The sequence below is a fragment of the Vicinamibacteria bacterium genome, from assembly GCA_035620555.1.
GTDB lineage: Bacteria > Acidobacteriota > Vicinamibacteria > Marinacidobacterales > SMYC01 > DASPGQ01.
Genome location: DASPGQ010000812.1, coordinates 1 through 18164, shown reverse-complemented (window position 1 = coordinate 18164; position 18164 = coordinate 1). Strand labels below are relative to the sequence as shown.

The window sequence follows — 18164 nt, the reverse complement described above, 5'->3', positions numbered from 1 at the left end:
TCGGACCAAACACCCAGGGCATCGCCGCGCTCATGATGCTGAACTTGATGGAACGGTTTCCGCTCGGCGAGCTCGGCTTCCACAGCGCGGATGCGCTCCACGTCATGATCGAGGCGAAGAAGCTCGCCTACGCCGACATGCTCCACTACGTCGGGGACCCACGCTTCTCACCCATTCCCGTTCCTCAGATGCTCGACAAGGATCACGCCGCCGAGCGTGCGAAACAGATCGATCTCACCCATGCCGCCTGTGCGGTGACGCCCTCCGAGTTCCGGAGCATCACGGATGCCGAGGGCGGTGACACGATCTATCTCACGGTCATCGACAGGGAAGGGAACATCGTTTCGTTGATTCAGAGCAACTATTCGGGCTTCGGGTCGGGACTCGTCCCCAAGGGTACCGGGTTCATGCTCCACAATCGGGGGGCGCTGTTTACACTCGAGCCGGACCACCCGAACACCCTCGAGCCCAGAAAGAGGCCGCTTCACACCATCATTCCCGCCTTCATGAAGAAGGGCGACGTGCGGATCGGGTTCGGCATCATGGGCGGGTGGAACCAGGCGCAGGCACACGCCCAGTTCGTGGCGGACATCGTCGATTTCGGCCTGAACATCCAGGAAGCTCTCGAGGCGGGCCGGTTCACCAAGGGGAGCTTCGACGGCTGTGACGTCAGAATGGAACCGCTCGTCCCCGAGGCGGTTCGGACCGAGCTATCGAAACGCGGCCACGAGATCGAGGTGGCCGAGCCGAGGAGCGGCGGATTCGGTTTCGGCCAGGCGGTGATGTCCAACGGCCAGGGGGTGCATTTCGGGGCCTCCGAGCCGCGACACGACGGCGTCGCCATCCCCGAAGCCCCGCCGGTGTTCTCGAAGAAGGACTAGCTCACTCGTTCATCTGCTCGGCGAGGTAACGTTCTCTTCCGACTTCGTTAACGAGATGGAGTTGCGCCTCGAGCCAGTCGATACCTTCTTCCTCGTCTTCGAGGATCCGCTCGAGAAGCTCTCGCGAGCCGTTGTCGGCTTTGTCCCTGCAGAGAGCGATGCCGTCGTTGAGCCTCTTTTGGGCCTCCAGCTCGAGATCGAGGTCCAACTTGTGCTGCTCGACCGGCTCCTCGCCGACGCGGACCGGGTTCAACCGTTGCATGTTGGGTATCCCGTCGAGGAAGAGGATTCTCTCGATCAGCTCGTCGGCGTGCTTCATTTCCTCGATCGATTCCTCGCGCTTCTTCTTCGCGAGCTTTCGATAGCCCCAGTTCTCGCACATCTTTGCATGCACGAAGTACTGATTGATGGCCGTGAGCTCGGAGGTCAGGACCGCGTTGAGGGTTTCGATAATCTCGGAGTCGCCTTTCATGCGACCCAGCATACCACTTGGGGGAGTGCCTCAGCAGCTAGCCGCAGGCCTCAGGCGTCGACGAGCTCGGGAGTCGTGCGGTAGTGGTGCTCCTGCCGACCCTCGCTTTTGGCAAGGAGGGCCTCGACCAGGGGCCGGCACGTCCCGCAGTCGTTGCCCGCGGGAATCACCGCGGCCGCATCGCCCGAGCAGCGGGCGCGCTCATCCGCCAAACGGCAGATGTCCCGATCGGTGATTCCCCAGCAGTGGCAAACGATCACGGCAAACTCATTGTAACGCTTCTGAAAGTGAAATCCAATATCAAAAAACAGTCGACCCTCGAATCGGAGGGCTTCCGCGATATGCTGTCAAGATTGTGAACCGACGGGAGTTTCTCGCGAGCACGGTGGGGGTAGGGCTCCTCGGTGTTGGTCAGGATCGAAAGCTCGATCTGGTGTTGCGCGGAGGTCTCGTCGTCGACGGCACCGGTGCCCCCGGCCGAATGGCCGATATCGGGGTCCGGTGCGAGCGCATCGTTTCGATCGGTGACCTTTCGCGGTCGGCCGCTCATCGTACGATCGATGTCTCCGGTCTCGTCGTGAGCCCGGGTTTCATCGATGTGCACACGCACAGCGAGGACGAGCTTCTGACGAACCCAAAGGCGGAGAGCAAGGTCCGACAAGGCGTCACGACCGAGATTCTCGGCATGGATGGAGGCTCGTACGAGCCTGCCCAGTTCGCCGAAAAGCTTCGCGAGCTCCAGGCCGTGGGCGCTGCAGTGAACGTCGCTTCGTTCGTCGGACAGGGCACCATCCGAGGGGTGGTTCTCTCCACGACCGACCGCGCGGCGAACGAAAGTGAGCTCACGTCGATGCGCCGCCTCGCCGCCGTGGCGCTCGAGAACGGTGCGCTCGGGATATCGAGCGGCCTGGAGTACACGCCCGGCGGCTTCGCCTCGGCCGACGAGATCGCGGATCTGTGCGCCGTCATGCGCGGGACCGGCGGTCTCTACGCGACTCACTTGCGCAACGAGGACGATCGGGTCGTCGAGTCCGTCGAGGAGGCCGTCTCGATTGCCGAGAGAGCGGGCGTGGGACTTCACATCTCGCATTTGAAATGCCAGGGAAGACGCAACTGGGACAAGGTCGATCGCGTGTTCGCGGTGCTGGATGCCGCCGAGGCGCGGGGTGTTTCGGTGACTCTGGATCGCTATCCCTATATCGCCTACAGCACGAGCCTCGCGAACCTCATGCCACTCTGGAGCCGGGAAGGCGGAACGCCGAAGTTCATCGAGAGGCTCGAAGACGCGTCGATTTGGCCGCGGATCCGCGAGGAGGTGGCCGACAAAGTGGCACTGCTCGGTTCGTGGGATGCCGTCATGGTCTCCTCGGTTCCGTCGGCAAAGAACAAGCCGTTCGAGGGCAAGACGATTACCCAGATCGTCCAAGACACCGGCGAGGATCCGTTCGTCGCGACGCGCCGTCTCATCGTGGAGGAAGACAACCGGGTGGGGATGGTGGGTTTTGGCATGAGCGAGAAGAACACCGAGCGCATCCTCGGGCATCCGAAGTGCATGCCGGCGTCGGACGGCTCCGCTCTCGCCGACTACGGCCCCCTGGCGGAAGGCAATCCTCACCCGCGCTCGTACGGAACGTTCGCCAGGGTCTTGGGAATGTACGTGCGAGAGAAGCGGACCCTGACGCTGGAGGAGGCCGTGAGGAAAATGACGAGCTTGCCCGCTACTCGGTTCTCGCTCGGAAAGCGCGGACGCCTGTCCGAGGGTTTCTATGCGGACGTCGTCGTCTTCGACTCGAACACCGTCGCCGACCGGGCGACGTTCGCCGAGCCGCATCAATACGCGCAGGGATTCGAGATCGTAGTCGCGAACGGTCGCATCGTGCTCGAGAAGGGGACGCGTACGGATGAGCTTCCCGGCAAGGTCTTGCTCGGAGAGCATGGAGCTCGAGCGTGAGCGTCATCGTCCTGATGCTCGCCGTTCAGCCGCAGTTTCCCACGACGGGAGACGGCCTCTACCGCGTGGCCTGCGCGAGCTGCCACGGTGAGGACGGAAAGGGAGTCGATCCCTCGCAGGTAGGCTTCGACATCCCCCTGCCCGATTTCACCGATTGCAGCTTCGCCACCCGCGAGCCAGATGTCGACTGGATGGCCGTGACCCATGACGGGGGTCCCGCGAGAGGGTTCAGCTCCGTAATGCCCGCCTACCAGGAAGCCTTCAACCAGGAGCAGATTCAACTCATTCTCGATCACATGCGCGGGTTCTGCCCCGACGACAGCTGGCCGCGGGGAGAGCTCAACCCGCCGCTCGCGCTCGAGACGGAGAAAGCCTATCTGGAAGACGAAGTGGTGTGGACGACGAGCGTGGAGAGCGAGCTCTTCGTCACCCAGTTTCTCTACGAGCGTCGCTTCGGGGCACGCAACCAGTGGGAGGGGGGCCTGACGTTCGACTCCGACGGCCTCAGCGTTGTCTCGTTCGGGGTCAAGCGGGCTCTCTATCACAGTCTGGAACGGGGCTCGATCGTGAGCGTTCTTGGTGAGGTCGTCTTTCCCGCGAGGGAAGATCGCATTCACGACGTCGTCTTCGAGCCTTCGATTCTTCTCGCACAGCTCCTGCCGTCCGACTCCTTCGTCCAATTCCAGGGAGGCGTCGAGGTTCCGGAAGACGCGGTATTCTGGCGGGCCGCCTTTGGCAAGACCTTCGTCTCCGGTGAGTTTGGACGCACTTTCACTCCGATGATCGAGGTCGTGGGAACCTATGAAGAGGAACGCACGGAGTGGACGCTTTTGCCTCAAATGCAGGTCTCGCTGAACACCCGGCAGCATATCCTCGCAAACGTCGGCTATCGGGTGGCGGTGAACGACCGAGAGCTGCGGACCGATGCCGTCGTGTTTTACGTCCTCTGGGAGTGGTTCGACGGGGGGCTTCTCGACGGGTGGTGACGCCGCTCAATCCCTGAGTCGCTCGAGCAGAGCTCGAGCCGCCTGGGCGAACGGGTCGTCCTCGGCAACGTTTTCGAGAAGCTTGCGTGCCTCGTTTTTTCGATCTTGACCGAGGCGGGTCACGGCCATGAAGAAGCGGATCCCGGGTTGTTCCGGATCGAGCGCGTAGCTGTTCTCGAAGACTTCCTCGGCTCGCTCGGGCTCGCCGTTTAGGACGTGGAGCCGGCCGAGGTTCATGAGCTGCGCTGGGTCGTCCGAATGAAACGCGCCGCGGGCGACGTGATCGCGTTTCGCTTCCTCGAAACGTTCTCCCGCCTCGCCATCGAGCTTGGTTATGCCGAGGTTCAGAAGTGAGATCGCGGCATTCATCCGGACGAGGCGTTTTTCGTCCACGATGGCCCGGCTCAGGAGGATGGCCGCCGGCTGCTTGTAAGCTGTGGGGAGCCCTCCCATCTGGAGCGCAGCGATCCCGCGCACGAGAGGGTGCTCGTCCTCGAGCGCTCCCGCGAGGGTTGGAAAGACGCGAGGATCCTGGAGGCGGCCCAGGTGGCCGAGCGCGTTGGCGCGGGGAATGGGGCCTTGGTTTTCGTCTCGAAAGAGTGCGAGCAAACGCTCGGTCGCGCCCGGTTCTCCGGCCCGCGCCGAGGCGAAGGCCAGCGCACGCGCTTCGATCTTGTCTCGTTTCCTGCTCCCCGGATACCACTTCCCGAGTGCCTCGACGGCCCATTCGGGCGTCTGGTCCTCGTGACAGAGATTGCAGGCATTGGGAATCCCGTGGCGAATCGTGTTCTCGGGAGCGGGAATGCTGATGCTGTGATCTCGTATCTTGGCCTTGATGCTCACGACGGAGCGGGGCATGTGGCATTCGACGCAGGAGCTTCCCCTTCTCGACTCATCGTGGAACGTGTGGGCGGAGACGTCGTTGCCAATCTTCTCGTGACAGCGCGTGCAAAGGACGCGCTTGTCGGCTCTTAGCTGGAAGTTGGTCTCGATCTCGGGCTCGTGGGCATCGGCGTGACAGGTCGTACAAGCGACCCCGCCTTCGAGAAAGCACTCGCTCTGCCAGATGCCGAGCGCATTGGTCGAGAAGCGCCGGGTCTTGCCGTCGGGCCACCACGTCGGATCCTTGCTCGGCTCCTGGCTGTACTCGAGGAGCGGCATGAAGTAGTCGTAATAGTCCTCGCCCGGGGTAAAGCCGAACGCGATCACGTCGCGGAACGAGTGGCACTGGGCGCAGACCATCGAGTTGCGATCGTGAGCGAGCCTCGTCGGCACCACGATGTCGCCGCCGGTCGACGGCGTCCCGCCGTTTTCGTAGCGTTCGACGTGTGCCTGCCCGGGACCATGGCACCTCTCGCAGCTGGTCCCGAAATCGAGCCATTCGGTGTCGTAGCGGCGCGCGCCGACGTCGTACTTCTTGATCTCCTCGCTTACATGGCAGCCGAAACAGTTCTTGTTCCAGAGCTGCACGGGAATCTCGCCTTCTTGTTGATCGGGTGCCGCGATGTCGAGGTTGTGGAACCACTCCTTGCGCAGTACGTCCCAGGAGGGCGGGAGCACGATGATGCGCCCGTCTTCGAGCGTCGAAAGGTAATGCTGGATGCGACGATTTCCGAGGGTGAAACGAACCTGGTGCTCGCGCCTTCGGCCGGTAAAGAAGGACTCGGAGATGTAGAACGTTCCGCCTTCGGTCCGCAGCCCGTAGTCCTCTCCCCGGAGCCGTACGGTCTCACGGTCGAAGTCGCCGAGGACGCTCTTTTTCGTTGCCGGCTGGACCATCTTGCTATGGCGCGACCCGTCCCATTTCGCGTGCTCGTCGGCGTGACAGGTTTTGCAGCGAGATTCACCCACGACGCCGTCGGGGTTGTTCTGGGCGGTCGCGACGGGCGCCAACAGCAGCAACGCGGCCAGAGCCCGTGACATGAGCCCACAGTACTCGTGTGCGAAAGGGCCGTCAAACGACCGGGGGGAGGTCGATCGGTAGGACGATCGTGAACACCGTTCCTTCGCCGGGCTCGCTCTCGACCTCGATCTTGCCCCCGTGGAGCTCCACGATGGTTGCGTGGACCGAGGCGAGACCCGTGTGCATCCGAACCCGAGAGCCCTTGTGGCTGAAGCCCACGTCGAAAACCTGGGGAAGGCGCTCGCGAGCTATCCCACGCCCGGTGTCACGGATTACGATGCGAACTTCGTCATCGGACGCTTGGCTCTCGATCGTTACCGTGCCGGTTCCTTCGATGGAATCACCGGCGTTGGCGAGAAGCGTCATGAAGGCCTGATTGAGGTCGTGTGGATGGCCGAGAAGCAGAGGGATCTGCCCGAACCGACGGCGAACCAGGACGCGACCTGCCCATTGCGGCTCGAGCAGGGCGAGAGTGCTGTCGATCCCGTCGTGCAGATCGAACCGCCGGCGGGGCGAGCGGTCGACCTGGGAGAAAGCTTTCAAGCTCGCGATCGTTTGTTCGAGTCTTTCGATCCCCGAGAGTGCCATCCGAGTGCTCGTTTCCAGCACTTCGACCGCAGACGAATCCAGTGTGGGCGCCATCCGGTCGAGCCATCTTCGGACGACGTCGATGCTGCTCGCGGCGACACCCAGGGGAGAGTTCATCTCATGGGCCACCCCCGCGACGAGTCTTCCGAGCGCGGCCATCTTCTCCGATTGAACGAGCTGGGCCTGCGTTTTCTCGAGGTTCGCGAGCGCTCCGGCCAGCTCCACGTTGCGAAGTCTTTGGATCTCCGCCTCTTTCTCCGCGCGTTCGACCTCGTGGCGGATCTGGAGATTCTGGAGCCTCGTCGCTGTCTCGGCGTTGAAGACTTCCTCCTTGGTTTCCTGCGACAGCCGTTGATGTCGCAGGGCCAGCTCGAAATCGGAAGCGCTCTCGTAGGCCCGCGACAGGAGCTCGTGGGCGCGGGTGAGCTTCGGTTTGGCGGCCGCTTCCGATGCGAGACCGACGGCACGTTTCAGATGGCGCACAGCCTCGTCGATATCCCCCTGATCGAGGAAGAGCTCACCGAGGTGGATGACCGTGGTGATGACCGCCGGTTTGTTGCCGAAGCGCTCACGTATGTGCAGCGCATCGTTCAAACACTCCAGGGCCTTCGCGAAATCGCCGCGCTTCGTGTGAATCACCCCCAGGTCGTTGAGAGCACGCGCCTCACTCAGCTCGCTCGGCACTTCGCGAAAGAGCCGCAAGCTTTCGAGGTGTTGCTCGAGGGCCGCGCCGAGGCGACCCTGGCGGTAGTACACGGCCCCCAGGCCGCTCAAGGCGCGGGCGCGACCGACTTTGTATCCGACCTCGGTGAAGGTCGCGTAGGCGCGGGCGTGGAGCGCGATCGCCTTCGTGAGATCGGAGAGGGCTTCGAAGACTCCGCCGAGCGAGGTGAACACCCAGCCGGTCAGCTCTTTTTCCGATGCGGCGTCCGCCCGCTCGAGCGAGGCGAAGAGGGCTTCGAGCGCCGAATCATAGTCCCCCAGGCTCCAGTTCACGAGCCCCTTCATGAGAAGCATCCTTCCCTGCGCCACGACATCGTCGGTGAGCTCCAGCAGGCGCAGCCCCTCATGAACCTTGGAGAGTGCGGCGTCGTACTCGGCCATGAAGAAATCCTTGCTGGCCAGCGCAACGAGAGCGCGGCCCGCACCCCGGTCGTAGCCGAGCGCCTGGGCGAGGGCGAGAGACTCCTCTCCCAGGCGGCTCGCCCGGGCGATATCCACCGGCACGAGCTTCCAAGCGAGCTCGGTCAGCTCGTCGACCCGAGCGGTCTTATAGAGTTCCAGGGCGGCCATCATCTGATCTACGCGAAACGACCGCAACCTCCGCCATTCGGGTAGACTTGCCGTCCGAATGGGGACTTCCATCCGGTTGAGCTCCGCCCTGTTCCTGTCGGGCGCGGCCGCGCTGGTCTATCAACTCGTCTGGATCCGGCACCTCTCGCTCGTCCTGGGTAATACCTTCGAGGCCGTCGCAACGGTACTCGCGATCTTCATGGCCGGGCTCGGTGCGGGGAGCGCCCTCGCCGCCCGCCGAGCCGATGCTCAGAGCGGCGAGAGGCTTCCGAGGCTGTTTGCACTCCTCGAGGTAGGAACCGCGGCGGTCGCTTTGGCGTTTCCGCCGTTGCTCGCCGGACTGACGCCTGCCTTTCGACTCATCGCGGAAACGACGCCTTTATTGGGTCTGGCCCGGGTTCTCCTGGCGGTAGTTCTGCTCCTGATCCCCACCACCCTCATGGGAGCGACACTTCCCATTCTCGTTGCGCATCGAGAGCGCTCGATCGGAAGCGGAGTCGGGCGCTCGTCGGGCATTCTCTATGCGGCCAACACCTCCGGTGCCGTGCTCGGGAGTCTTGCCGCGGGGATCTTCTTGATCGAGGCTCTCGGCCTGCGGGCCACGACGTTTCTAGCGGTTGGGTTCAACTTCGGGGCGGCGGGATTGGCACTGTCCGTTCGCGGGCTGGTGGAGCCGGGCGAGATTCGTTCCGGGCCGCGCCTCTCGGCGGGCTCGCGTGTCGCACTCATCGTCGCGTTCCTCTCGGGACTCGGAGCACTGATGAGTGAGGTCGCCTGGACCCGAAGCCTCGTTCTCGTGATGGGGCCGACGAGTTACGGGTTCTCGTTCATCGTCGCATCGGTGATCGCGGGAATCGCGCTCGGGAGCGCCATAGGCGCTCGGTTGAACAAAGGTCTCTTTGCGGTTCAATCGCTGGCGGCACTGGCCTCCGTGGGCATCATCGCCCTCCTGCCGCGCCTCGTGATTCCCCTGGGAGAGCTCGTTCGCACCTATGCGGACGCGATGCCCACCCTCCTCACGGTCGAGTTTCTGCACATATTGGGCCTGCTCCTGATCCCGAGCCTCTGCTTCGGCGCGACGTTTCCGCTCGCCGTCACGATGGTCGGGGGCGCTCCGGCCCGCGCGAGCGGGCTCACCCTCGCGGGGAACACGGCCGGCGCCGTGGTGGGCTCGCTCCTCGCGGGTTTCGTCGCCCTTCCACTTCTTTCGGCCGAAGCGACGCTCTATCTGGCCGCGTTCGCCCATGCCGTGGCGGCAGCCATCGTCTTTTCTCCGCGGCGCACCCTCCTCGTAGCGGCACCAGCGATCATCGTGGCGGCGTTCGCGGTGATCCCGCGGTGGGACCCGGAGATCATGGCGGGCGGCCTCTACAAATATGCGTCTTACCTGGAGCCGGGCGAGTTTCTGGACTTCCTCCGAAGGGGCGAGCTCCTGTTTCACGAGGAAGACCGCGCGACCACCGTCTCGGTGAAGCGTATCGGAACGAGGATCTCGCTCGCGGTCGACGGCAAGGTGGACGCGACCAACCGCGAGGATCTCCTTACGCAGAGGATGCTGGCCCATCTGCCGCTTCTGCTCCACCCAGAGCCGGGGAACGTGCTCGTCATCGGACTCGGAAGCGGCGTCACCGCTGGCTCGGCGCTGACCCATCCGATCGACCAGCTCGAAGTCGTCGAGATCTCGACCGGTGTCGTCGAGGCGCAACGTTTCTTCTCCGACGTCAATCACCAGCCGACCGAGGACCGGCGCTTTCGCCTGATCGTGGGCGATGGTCGGAACCATCTGCTGCTGACCGATCGGCGGTACGACGTCGTGATCTCCGAGCCTTCGAACCCGTGGATGGCCGGTGTCTCCGGACTCTTCACCCGCGAGTGGTTCGCCCTTGCCAAGAGACGGCTGTCTCCGTCGGGCCTGTTCTGCCAGTGGGCGCACCTCTACAACTTCCCCGAGGACGATTTGAGAACGCTGGTTGGAACCTTCACCGACGTCTTCGAGTCATCGGCGCTCTTTGTGCTCAGCGAAAGCGACGTGTTGCTCCTCGGGGCGAATGGCGGGTTCGGCGTTCCTTCGGGCGACGTCATCGAGTCACGCATCGAGCGTCGAGCGGTTGCGGACGATCTCGCCGAAGTGGGCATCCTTGGCCCGGGCGGGCTCGGCTTGCTGTACACCATGTCGACTCCGGTGCTCTCCGAGTGGGCGCAAGGGGTCGTGCGGCACACCGACGACCGACCGGTCCTGGAGTTTCGCGCTCCGAGAGCGATGTACGCCGATACGAGTCGATCGAATCGGGATCGTCTGAAAGCGCTGGCCGCCGAGGAACGGGCTGGGCCCTTCGAAGCGCTACGCCTTCCGCCATCGGCGCGCGAGCTTCGAGCTCGAGGACGGGGCCTCTTCGATGCCGAGAGCTACGACTGGGCTTTCGAGACCTATTCACTCTCGCTGGAGCTCGATCCACGATCGCTGGAAGCCCAAAAGGGTCTCGTTCGGTCCGCCGTTGCCTCGGCACGCCCCGAGGAAGCAGCGGAGCGTCTTCAGTTCCTGTCGACGGGAGCCGCTCCCGTCGAGGCGCGCATCGCGATGGCGGGACTCCATCGGGAGTACGGCCGCCTCGATGATGCGATGAACAGCCTCGCCCAGGCCCTTCGCATCCAGTCGGAGAACCGCGAGGCCCTGGTGCTGGCCGCGGACATCGCCGGTGAGCGCGGCGAGCTCCCGGCGATGGCGAACCTTGCGCGCATGGTCCTGCTCAAATCCCCGCTCGATGCCGAGGCCGCCGCCCTTCTGGCGGAGACGAGTCTTCGGCGAGGGGACTACGCGCTGGCCGCCGAGCAGTCGGGGGCCATCGTTTCGCAACGTCCCGATGCGGCGCGCGCACAGAAAGTGCTCGCGATCGCGAGCGCTGAGCTCGACGAGACCGCGGCGGCGCGGAAAGCCTTCGACGCCCTCGTGGCGCTCGAGCCCGAGGTCTTCGTGCACTTCAACAATTACGGCCGCTTCGAGCTCCGCTCCGGCGACGCCGAGAAGGCGGCCGAGCTCTACGAGCGAGCGGTGGATCTCAACCCGCGAAACCGAGACGGTTACCAAGGACTCGAGGAAGCGGCGTCACGAACCGGCGACGACGAGCGTCTCGAGCGCGCCCGGTCCATGCTGTCCTTTCTCGAGAGTCGATCCGCGCCTTAAGGTAGTATCGAGCAGAAGCTCGACGGCATGGCAGACGCTCAAAAAGCCCTCGTGGCGGTGGCTCTGGCAGTAGCCACGGTTGTCGTCTACGTTCCCGTCTTCGAGAACGAGCTCGTCGATTACGACGACGACTATTACATCTCCGACAATCCCAACCTCAGGCTGGGGCTGAGCCCCGAAGGCCTGGCCTGGGCGCTAACGACCTCCCACGGCGCCAATTGGCATCCGCTCACCTGGCTTTCGCTGATGCTCGATTTCGAGCTCTTTGGGATCTCTCCGCAATGGTTTCACGGCGTGAACGTCGCGCTCCATACGGCGAGCGTCGTCTTGCTTTTTTACGTCTTCACGCGAACGACCGGGTCGTTGTGGCCGAGCGCTTTCGTCGCCGCGGTATTCGGTCTGCATCCCCTTCATGTGGAGTCGGTGGCCTGGGCCTCGGAAAGAAAAGATGTCCTGAGCGGCCTGTTCTGGATGCTCACTCTCTTTGCTTACCGCCGGTACGCCGAAGGGCCGGGGGCGAAGAGGATGTCGCTCGTTGCCCTCTTTCTGGCACTCGGCCTCATGTCCAAGCCGATGCTGGTCACCCTTCCGTTCGTGCTCCTGCTCCTGGATCTCTGGCCTCTCGGTCGGCTCACGAAAGCGTCATGGCCCGGGCTCCTTCTGGAGAAAGTCCCTCTCATTGCTCTCGTCTCCGTCTCGAGCGTCATCACGTTCCTGGTCCAGCGCTCGGCGGGCGCGGTCCAGTCGTTTCAAACGGTTTCTTTCTCGGCGAGACTCTCGAATGCGCTCGTCACCTACGTCGCCTACATCGGAAAGGCCTTCTGGCCGCGGCACCTTTCCCCCTACTACCCGCATCCCGGTGACACCCTCGAATGGTGGAAGGTGGCGGCGTCCGTCGCGGTGCTCGCCGGAGCGAGTCTCGCTGCGATCGTTCTGGCGCGACGAATCCCTCGACTGGTCTTCTTGCCCGTCGGCTGGCTGTGGTACGTGGGAACTCTCGTGCCCGTCATCGGCCTCGTCCAGGTCGGGCAGCAAGCCATGGCCGACCGCTACACGTACATCCCCTTCGTTGGGCTCAGCATCGTCATCGCGTTCGGTGTTGCCGAGCTGGTGAAGCTCCGAGAGCTCCCTCGTTTGGTTCCGATCGCCGTGGGCGGGACCAGTGTCCTGGCGATGTCGGTTGCCGCATCGGCGCAGGTACGCGTGTGGCGAGACAGCGTCACGCTGTTCGAGCATGCGCTCGCCATCGAGGGCGACAACGCGCTCGCCCACATCAATCTCGGGGTCGCGTACCTGAATCGCGGAAACCTCGAGAAGGCCTCAACCGAGCTTCAGGAGGCGATTCGCCTCCATCCGGGCGCCGCCGAGGCGTACGCGGCTCTGGCGGCCGTTCGGTCGCGACAGGGAGCGAAGCAAGAGGCACTCGGGCTGTACCGCACGGCACTTCGTCTCGATCCCAGCTCGAGCGGGACCCACTCCGAGCTCGGGCGGCTTCTTCTCGAGCTCGGAGACGCGAGTCAGGCGCTCGTTCATTTTCGCGAAGCCGCCGCTTTGTCGCCCGCAGACGGCGACGCGCTCGTCGATCTCGGAGTGGCGATGAGCCATCAAGGGAGATTCGACGAGGCGATGGCCCAGTTCCGCGAAGCGGCGAGAAGGCCCACCGATCCGGTCCGCCTGCACACCCACTGGGGTGTGGCGTTGATGAGCGCGGGACAGCTCGCTGAAGCGATCCGCCATTTCGAGATGGCGCTGGCAAGCCGCCCGGACTACGCGCCGGCCCACTTCTCCTGGGGGCAAGCGGCGCTCAGGGAGGGAAACGTCGCGGATGCCATTTCCCATCTGAAGCAGGCGGTTCGTCTCGAGCCGGGGGACGAAGAGGCTCACTATCATCTCGGTCTCGCACTCGCGAACGCCAACGAGCTCGAGGAAGCATACGCTCATTTCGAGAGAGCGCTCACCCTGAACCCCGATCGCGCCGCGACGTACTACAGCCTCGGGCTCCTGTTCGCGGGCCGGGGTGATCTCGATCGAGCGGCCGACTCGTTCCGAGAATCTCTGAGCCTGGATTCGAACAATCCAGAGGCCCACTACAGCCTCGGGCTCACCTACGCGGGCCGGGGCCGTCTCGACGAAGCGATATCCTGCTACCGGAGCGCGGTCGAGCTCGCTCCCGACTACGTCGCCGCGCACAACGGCTGGGGCGTTGCCCTCGCCAGCTTGGGGCGCCTCGATGAGGCGGTCGCCCGCTTCGAAGCTGCCCTGGCCATTGCGCCTGGACTCGCCGAGACCCACAACAATTTAGGAATGGCCTTGTCGCAAAGGGGTGCCGTCGTCGAAGCGACGGAACATTTCCACCGGGCGGTGTCGCTCGAGCCGAGGAACGCCGACGCCTACACCAACCTCGGCGTCTCGCTCGTCCGCCAGGGCAGGATGGACGAGGCTCTGAAAAGCTTCGAGAAGGCCGTCGAGCTCGCGCCCGATGACGCGAGAGCCCGGAGCAACCTGGAAGGGGCAAGACAGGCACTGCGAGAGGGAAAGCGCATACGAGGCCAGTGAGCCCGAGAAGCGTTCGCGACGTGCTGTTCGTCGTCGCCGTCGTGTGTGTCGGCTTCCTCGGTTGTCGCAGCCGGATCGAGCGCCCCAACGTATTGGTCGTGACACTCGATACCACGCGCAAAGACCACCTCGGATTCTACGGGTACGGGAGGGCAACGAGCCCCAATCTCGACACCCTGGCGGAAAGCTCCGTCGTGTTCACTCGGGCCGTGGCGGCGTCGAGCTGGACCCTTCCCTCGCACGCATCGATCTTCACCGGAAAGTTCCCCACGAGCCACGGCGCCCGATACGATCCCGAAGGACCGCTGAGGCTCTCACAGGCCATCGCGGGGCCGGAGGAATGGGACGGCTACCGTGCTTCGCCGCTCTCGCCCGCGGAGACGACGCTCGCCGCGATCCTTCGTGAAGCCGGCTACCGGACCGGCGCCGTCGTCGGTGGTCCGTGGATGAAGCGGGTGTTCGGACTGAGCCAGGGGTTCGAGCGTTATGACGACGACGGGATCGTGGACGTGAACGGCAAGCTGGCGAGCGAGGTGACGAGCTCGGCGCTGAGCTTTCTCGAAGAGTGCGACGGCAAGCCCTTCTTCCTGTTTCTCAACTACTTCGACCCCCATGGACCCTACGATGCCCCGGCTCCCTTCCGGGGAACCTTCGGCAACGAGCCGAGCGATCGCTATGACGAAGAGATCCTCTACATGGATCATCACCTCGGCCGTCTTCTGGCCGGGATGAAGACCCTCGGCGTCTTCGAAAAGACTCTCATCGTCGTGACCGCCGACCACGGGGAGCTCCTCGGTGAGCACGGGAAAATGGGCCACGGGGCCACTCTCTTCGAGGAGGAGATTCGCGTACCTTTCCTCGTCAAATACCCTGGGTCGGAACGACCGCCGGCCCGGACCGACGACGGAGTTCACCACGTTGACGTCCTGCCCATGGTCCTCGATCGGCTGGGCCTGCCGGTTCCTCGGGGGATCCAAGGAGGAGTTCCGCCGACGAGAGACCGCCCTCTCATCGCCGAAGTCGACCCGCTTCCGTTCATGAGCGCCGAGGGGAGCTTTCGAGCGCTCTACCTTGGGCGTTACAAGCTCCTCTGGAACGGTCTCGGGGAGAGCGCCCTCTATGACATCGAGGCCGACGGCAACGAGCACAAAGACCTCTCGGCGAGCGAGCCGGGGCGAACGAGCAACGCCGTGGCTCTGCTCGAAAAGTACCTCGCCTCGCTTCCTCCGCCGGGCGATACCGCTCAACCGACGACGCTCGACGAGGCGACCCTGGAGGCGCTTCGGAAGCTCGGCTATGTTCCGTAGCCTGACGGCAGGTGTCGCGGCGCTGTCTCTCGCTTGCGCCGGCACAACCGAGAGACCGAAACGGGTGGTGCTGATCTCCATCGACACCCTTCGCGCCGATCATCTGGGCTTTTACGGCTACGAGAGGCCAACCTCTCCAATCCTCGACGCCCTCGCCCTCGAGTCGACGGTGCTCGACGACGTGACGTCCGCCTCGCCCTGGACCCTTCCCTCTCACGCTAGCCTTCTTACCGGGCTCTATCCTCGCCGGCATGGGCTGACCTCGCACGAACGCTACCTCGCCTCGGATCGACAGACGCTGGCGCAGTGGTTCTCTCACGCCGGCTACACCACGGCGGCGGTCGTGAGCTCGCACAACCTGAGCCCGGCTTTCGGCCTCGACCGGGGCTTTCAGAGGTTCCGTTACGTCGAGGAAAACGTCGAGCAGCGTGAGCCCTCGACGGCAATCACCGACCAGGCGATCAGCTGGCTCGACGCGGCCGGGGACGATCCGCTCTTCCTGTTCGTACATTATTACGACGTCCACAGCGACTACGTCTCGCTCCCCCGGTACGAGGACCTATTCCTCCGCCCCTACGAGGGGAACGCCGACGGATCGACCGCTCAGCTCATCGCGCACCGTGAGGGGAAACTGGATCTCGGCGCCGGCGATGCTCCGAACCTGATCGATCGCTACGACGCCGGGATTCGGCAAATGGACGATGAGCTGGGCCGGCTCCTCGCCTTCCTCCGTGAGCGAGGAATGCTCGATGACACGTTTCTGGTCGTGACGTCCGACCACGGTGAGGAGTTTTTCGAGCATGGGGGGGTCCTCCACGGAAAGACCCAGTTCCAAGAAGTCCTGCGGGTGCCTCTCCTCCTGCGCGGTCCCGGCGTTCCCCCCGGCCGCCGCATCCGAACGCCCGTGTCTCTCGTGGACGTGGCGCCCACACTTCTCGATTTCGCCGGTATCCCCGTGCCGGAAGGGCTCGATGGCGGGTCCTTGACGGCTCTGTGGTCGGAGAGCGGCGGAGAGCTCGCGGAGCGATACCTCTTCTCCGAAGCCGATCACAACAACCTGGAGCACGACATGATGAGGGCGGTACGCCATCGGGAGATGAAGCTCCACTACAACCGGCTGAGCGGCGAGTACCGGCTCTACGACCTATCGCGAGATCCCGGCGAGCACGATGACCTGGCGGAAAAGAAGCCACCGGCCATGAGCGCACTCGAAGATGAGCTCGATCGCTTCATGGCCAGCGGGACCGCCGAGGCACCCACCCGGGCGCTGTCCGAGGAGGAGATCGATAAGCTTCGCAGTCTGGGTTATGTGAGGTAGGGAAAGGTCCCCGTGAGCTCGCGATGGGCCCTTCCGGATTGCTAGAGCTCCAGCTCCCGTCGGCGCTTTTCGAGCTCACTCAGGATCTCGGGTTCGCCCTTCAGCTCGGCGAGCGGGCCGAGCTCCCGGTCAATGTATGTCCAATCGAGCTTCCCGGTCTGCCGTATGATGATGCCGTCGACATCGATCCAATCGCGAGGGCGGGAAGCGAATGCTTTCAGGATGATGAGGTCCTCGGCGGAGCAGGTTCGCAGCCGCACCGGTCCGGGAAAGGAAAACAAACTGGAGCGAGAGACGACGGACTCCTCGAACGGAAGTGCCCCCAGGGCGATGTCGATACCGACGCCGGTCGGAGCCCGTATCAGCAGAACCCGGTTGGTTCGAGCGAACTCAGCGGGATCATCGACTCTGCCGGCATACTGCTGAAGCAGTTTCTCGATGAATGGCTCCTCGCCGCCGAAACCCGTCAGCAGCGTCATGTCCACGTCGACCGTCTCCCGTGGCTCGCCCCAACGCTGCACCGCCAGACCACCGATGAAGCAGAACCGCCAGCCCTCCGCCTCGCACAACGCTTGGAGGTCGGAAGCCGCGCGAATCAGCTCAATCACGGAGAAGGGCCTTTTGGAACCACCGCTGCTGTTCCACCAGGCCGGATGTCGGTTTCGGGGCCCTCGGCGGAACGGTATAGTCCGCCGGGCCGCAGAGAAGCTCGATAGAGCTTTGCGGATCCAGCCGGCGCAATTCCTCTCGCCGCAATCGTTCGAGCTTCGGGCCGGCTTTTTTCCAGATCTCGACCCACCGCTTCGCGTCCGCGACCTGCTCCGCTGTCCACTCGGTAGTGTTCGATGAAGACCGCATGAGTCAAGATTAGCAGGAAAGGAGCGTCAGCGCGTCGAACAGCGCCTTCAGCACCTCCCATCGAGCACCGCGCGAATCTGAGCATCCTCGGAACGCCGGCCCTTTCCGAAGAGGAGATCGATAACCTCGCAGCCTGGGGTATGTGAGGTAGGTACTCGCGGTCCTCTCGAGATTCACGCGAGCGGGTTGACCCAATCGATCTCGGAGAAACGGGCGAAATCGGTGTCGGTCGAATAGAGCCGAAGGCCGTGCTCGATCGCGAGAGCTGCCAGTTGGGCATCGCTTATCATGTTGGCGCTCAGGTCGTAGCGTTGGATGAGTGAGCCGAGCACATGGGCGTGACGGTCCGTCGGATTGGGGATCCAGGTTAGATCGTGACTCAGCCAATTCGCCACCAGCTCCCACGCGTCGGAAGGAGCGAGGGGCTCCGCGGAGGCGCGGGGGTTTGTCGAGATTCGCAAAAAAGCCGCGAGGCAGAGCCAGGGCAGGGCGACCCGTTTGTCTCCGTTCAACGAAGAGGTGAGCCACTCCAGGCTGGCCTGATGAAAGCGACTGCGCTCGTCCACCGCATAAAGCAGGAGATTCGCATCGACCAGCATCAGCGGGCCGCGGGGCCTTCGAGCAGCTCGAGCGCCTCGGCGACATTGTTCACGTCGATTCGCAGGCCCAGCGAACGAGTTCGCTGCACGAAGGGCTTCCGCTTCTTCTGCGCGTTGAGACCTCGCCGGATCAGCTGATTGACGGCCTCGCTGACTCCCAGATTCGCCTTCTTTCGAAGCTGCTCGATGGCGGCACTCACGTCGTCGTCGAGGTTTATTGTCGTCCGCATGCTCTGATTGTAGCATGGCGATGCAACAAATATAACATCTT

Annotated in this window: 15 protein-coding genes; 7 read left to right on the top strand and 8 right to left on the bottom strand. The window is 63.8% G+C overall.

Translation table 11 applies throughout. The features are described from left to right. Positions 1-881, top strand: an 881-nt coding sequence (locus tag VEK15_32465; GenBank protein HXV65455.1) for a gamma-glutamyltransferase, incomplete at its 5' end; no start/stop codon positions are given. A gap of 1 nt (position 882) precedes the next feature. Here VEK15_32465 and bfr read toward each other — a convergent pair. Together bfr and VEK15_32455 are read right to left on the bottom strand one after the other, a co-directional pair. Next, a complete protein-coding gene (gene bfr, locus VEK15_32460) occupies positions 883-1353 on the bottom strand; it encodes a bacterioferritin (protein ID HXV65454.1) in 471 nt (156 codons plus the stop codon). Between the two features lie 50 nt (positions 1354-1403). Further along, the gene (locus tag VEK15_32455; GenBank protein HXV65453.1) at positions 1404-1613 is read right to left on the bottom strand and encodes a (2Fe-2S)-binding protein; all 210 of its coding nucleotides are present in this window, start codon (positions 1611-1613) and stop codon (positions 1404-1406) included. Positions 1614-1708: 95 nt separating this feature from the next. Here VEK15_32455 and VEK15_32450 point away from each other — a divergent pair, with 95 nt between their 5' ends. Both VEK15_32450 and VEK15_32445 read left to right on the top strand, forming a co-directional pair. Beyond that, positions 1709-3304 (top strand): D-aminoacylase, encoded by a 1596-nt coding sequence (locus tag VEK15_32450; protein HXV65452.1) that lies wholly within the window; start codon positions 1709-1711, stop codon positions 3302-3304. Next, positions 3301-4290 (top strand): cytochrome c, encoded by a 990-nt coding sequence (locus VEK15_32445; GenBank protein ID HXV65451.1) that lies wholly within the window; start codon positions 3301-3303, stop codon positions 4288-4290. The genes VEK15_32450 and VEK15_32445 overlap by 4 nt, the downstream gene beginning before the upstream one ends. Positions 4291-4296: 6 nt before the next feature. Here VEK15_32445 and VEK15_32440 read toward each other — a convergent pair whose 3' ends face one another. Together VEK15_32440 and VEK15_32435 are read right to left on the bottom strand one after the other, a co-directional pair. After that, complete coding sequence (locus VEK15_32440; GenBank protein ID HXV65450.1) at positions 4297-6213, bottom strand: ammonia-forming cytochrome c nitrite reductase subunit c552; 1917 nt, start codon at positions 6211-6213, stop codon at positions 4297-4299. Between the two features lie 31 nt (positions 6214-6244). After that, on the bottom strand, positions 6245-8146 hold the full coding sequence (locus tag VEK15_32435; protein ID HXV65449.1) for a tetratricopeptide repeat protein: 1902 nt from the start codon (positions 8144-8146) through the stop codon (positions 6245-6247). Between VEK15_32435 and VEK15_32430 the strand changes: the two genes are divergently transcribed. Genes VEK15_32430 through VEK15_32415 form a run of 4 tightly spaced genes read left to right on the top strand, consistent with a single transcriptional unit; the run spans position 8133 to position 16436 of the window. Next, positions 8133-11255, top strand: a complete 3123-nt coding sequence (locus tag VEK15_32430; GenBank protein ID HXV65448.1) for a hypothetical protein — start codon at positions 8133-8135, stop codon at positions 11253-11255. The two genes, VEK15_32435 and VEK15_32430, sit on opposite strands and share 14 nt — an antisense overlap. A 27-nt stretch (positions 11256-11282) precedes the next feature. Further along, positions 11283-13811 (top strand): tetratricopeptide repeat protein, encoded by a 2529-nt coding sequence (locus tag VEK15_32425; protein ID HXV65447.1) that lies wholly within the window; start codon positions 11283-11285, stop codon positions 13809-13811. Continuing rightward, entirely contained in the window at positions 13808-15118 is a 1311-nt protein-coding gene (locus tag VEK15_32420) for a sulfatase (protein HXV65446.1), read from the top strand. Before VEK15_32425 ends, VEK15_32420 begins: the two co-directional genes overlap by 4 nt. Next, on the top strand, positions 15108-16436 hold the full coding sequence (locus VEK15_32415; GenBank protein ID HXV65445.1) for a sulfatase: 1329 nt from the start codon (positions 15108-15110) through the stop codon (positions 16434-16436). The genes VEK15_32420 and VEK15_32415 overlap by 11 nt, the downstream gene beginning before the upstream one ends. Positions 16437-16477: 41 nt before the next feature. On the opposite strand, the gene VEK15_32410 is transcribed toward VEK15_32415, so the two are convergent. The 4 genes from VEK15_32410 to VEK15_32395 all read right to left on the bottom strand — a co-directional run bounded on the left by VEK15_32410 (position 16478) and on the right by VEK15_32395 (position 18123). Next, positions 16478-17044 (bottom strand): nucleotidyl transferase AbiEii/AbiGii toxin family protein, encoded by a 567-nt coding sequence (locus VEK15_32410; protein HXV65444.1) that lies wholly within the window; start codon positions 17042-17044, stop codon positions 16478-16480. After that, positions 17037-17294, bottom strand: coding sequence for a hypothetical protein (locus VEK15_32405; GenBank protein ID HXV65443.1), 258 nt, complete (start codon positions 17292-17294; stop codon positions 17037-17039). The genes VEK15_32410 and VEK15_32405 overlap by 8 nt, the downstream gene beginning before the upstream one ends. A 173-nt stretch (positions 17295-17467) precedes the next feature. Beyond that, positions 17468-17893 (bottom strand): TA system VapC family ribonuclease toxin, encoded by a 426-nt coding sequence (locus VEK15_32400; GenBank protein HXV65442.1) that lies wholly within the window; start codon positions 17891-17893, stop codon positions 17468-17470. Next, positions 17893-18123: a ribbon-helix-helix protein, CopG family gene (locus VEK15_32395; GenBank protein HXV65441.1), complete on the bottom strand. Its 231-nt coding sequence runs from the start codon at positions 18121-18123 to the stop codon at positions 17893-17895. The genes VEK15_32400 and VEK15_32395 overlap by 1 nt, the downstream gene beginning before the upstream one ends. Between the last annotated feature and the right edge of the window lie 41 nt (positions 18124-18164).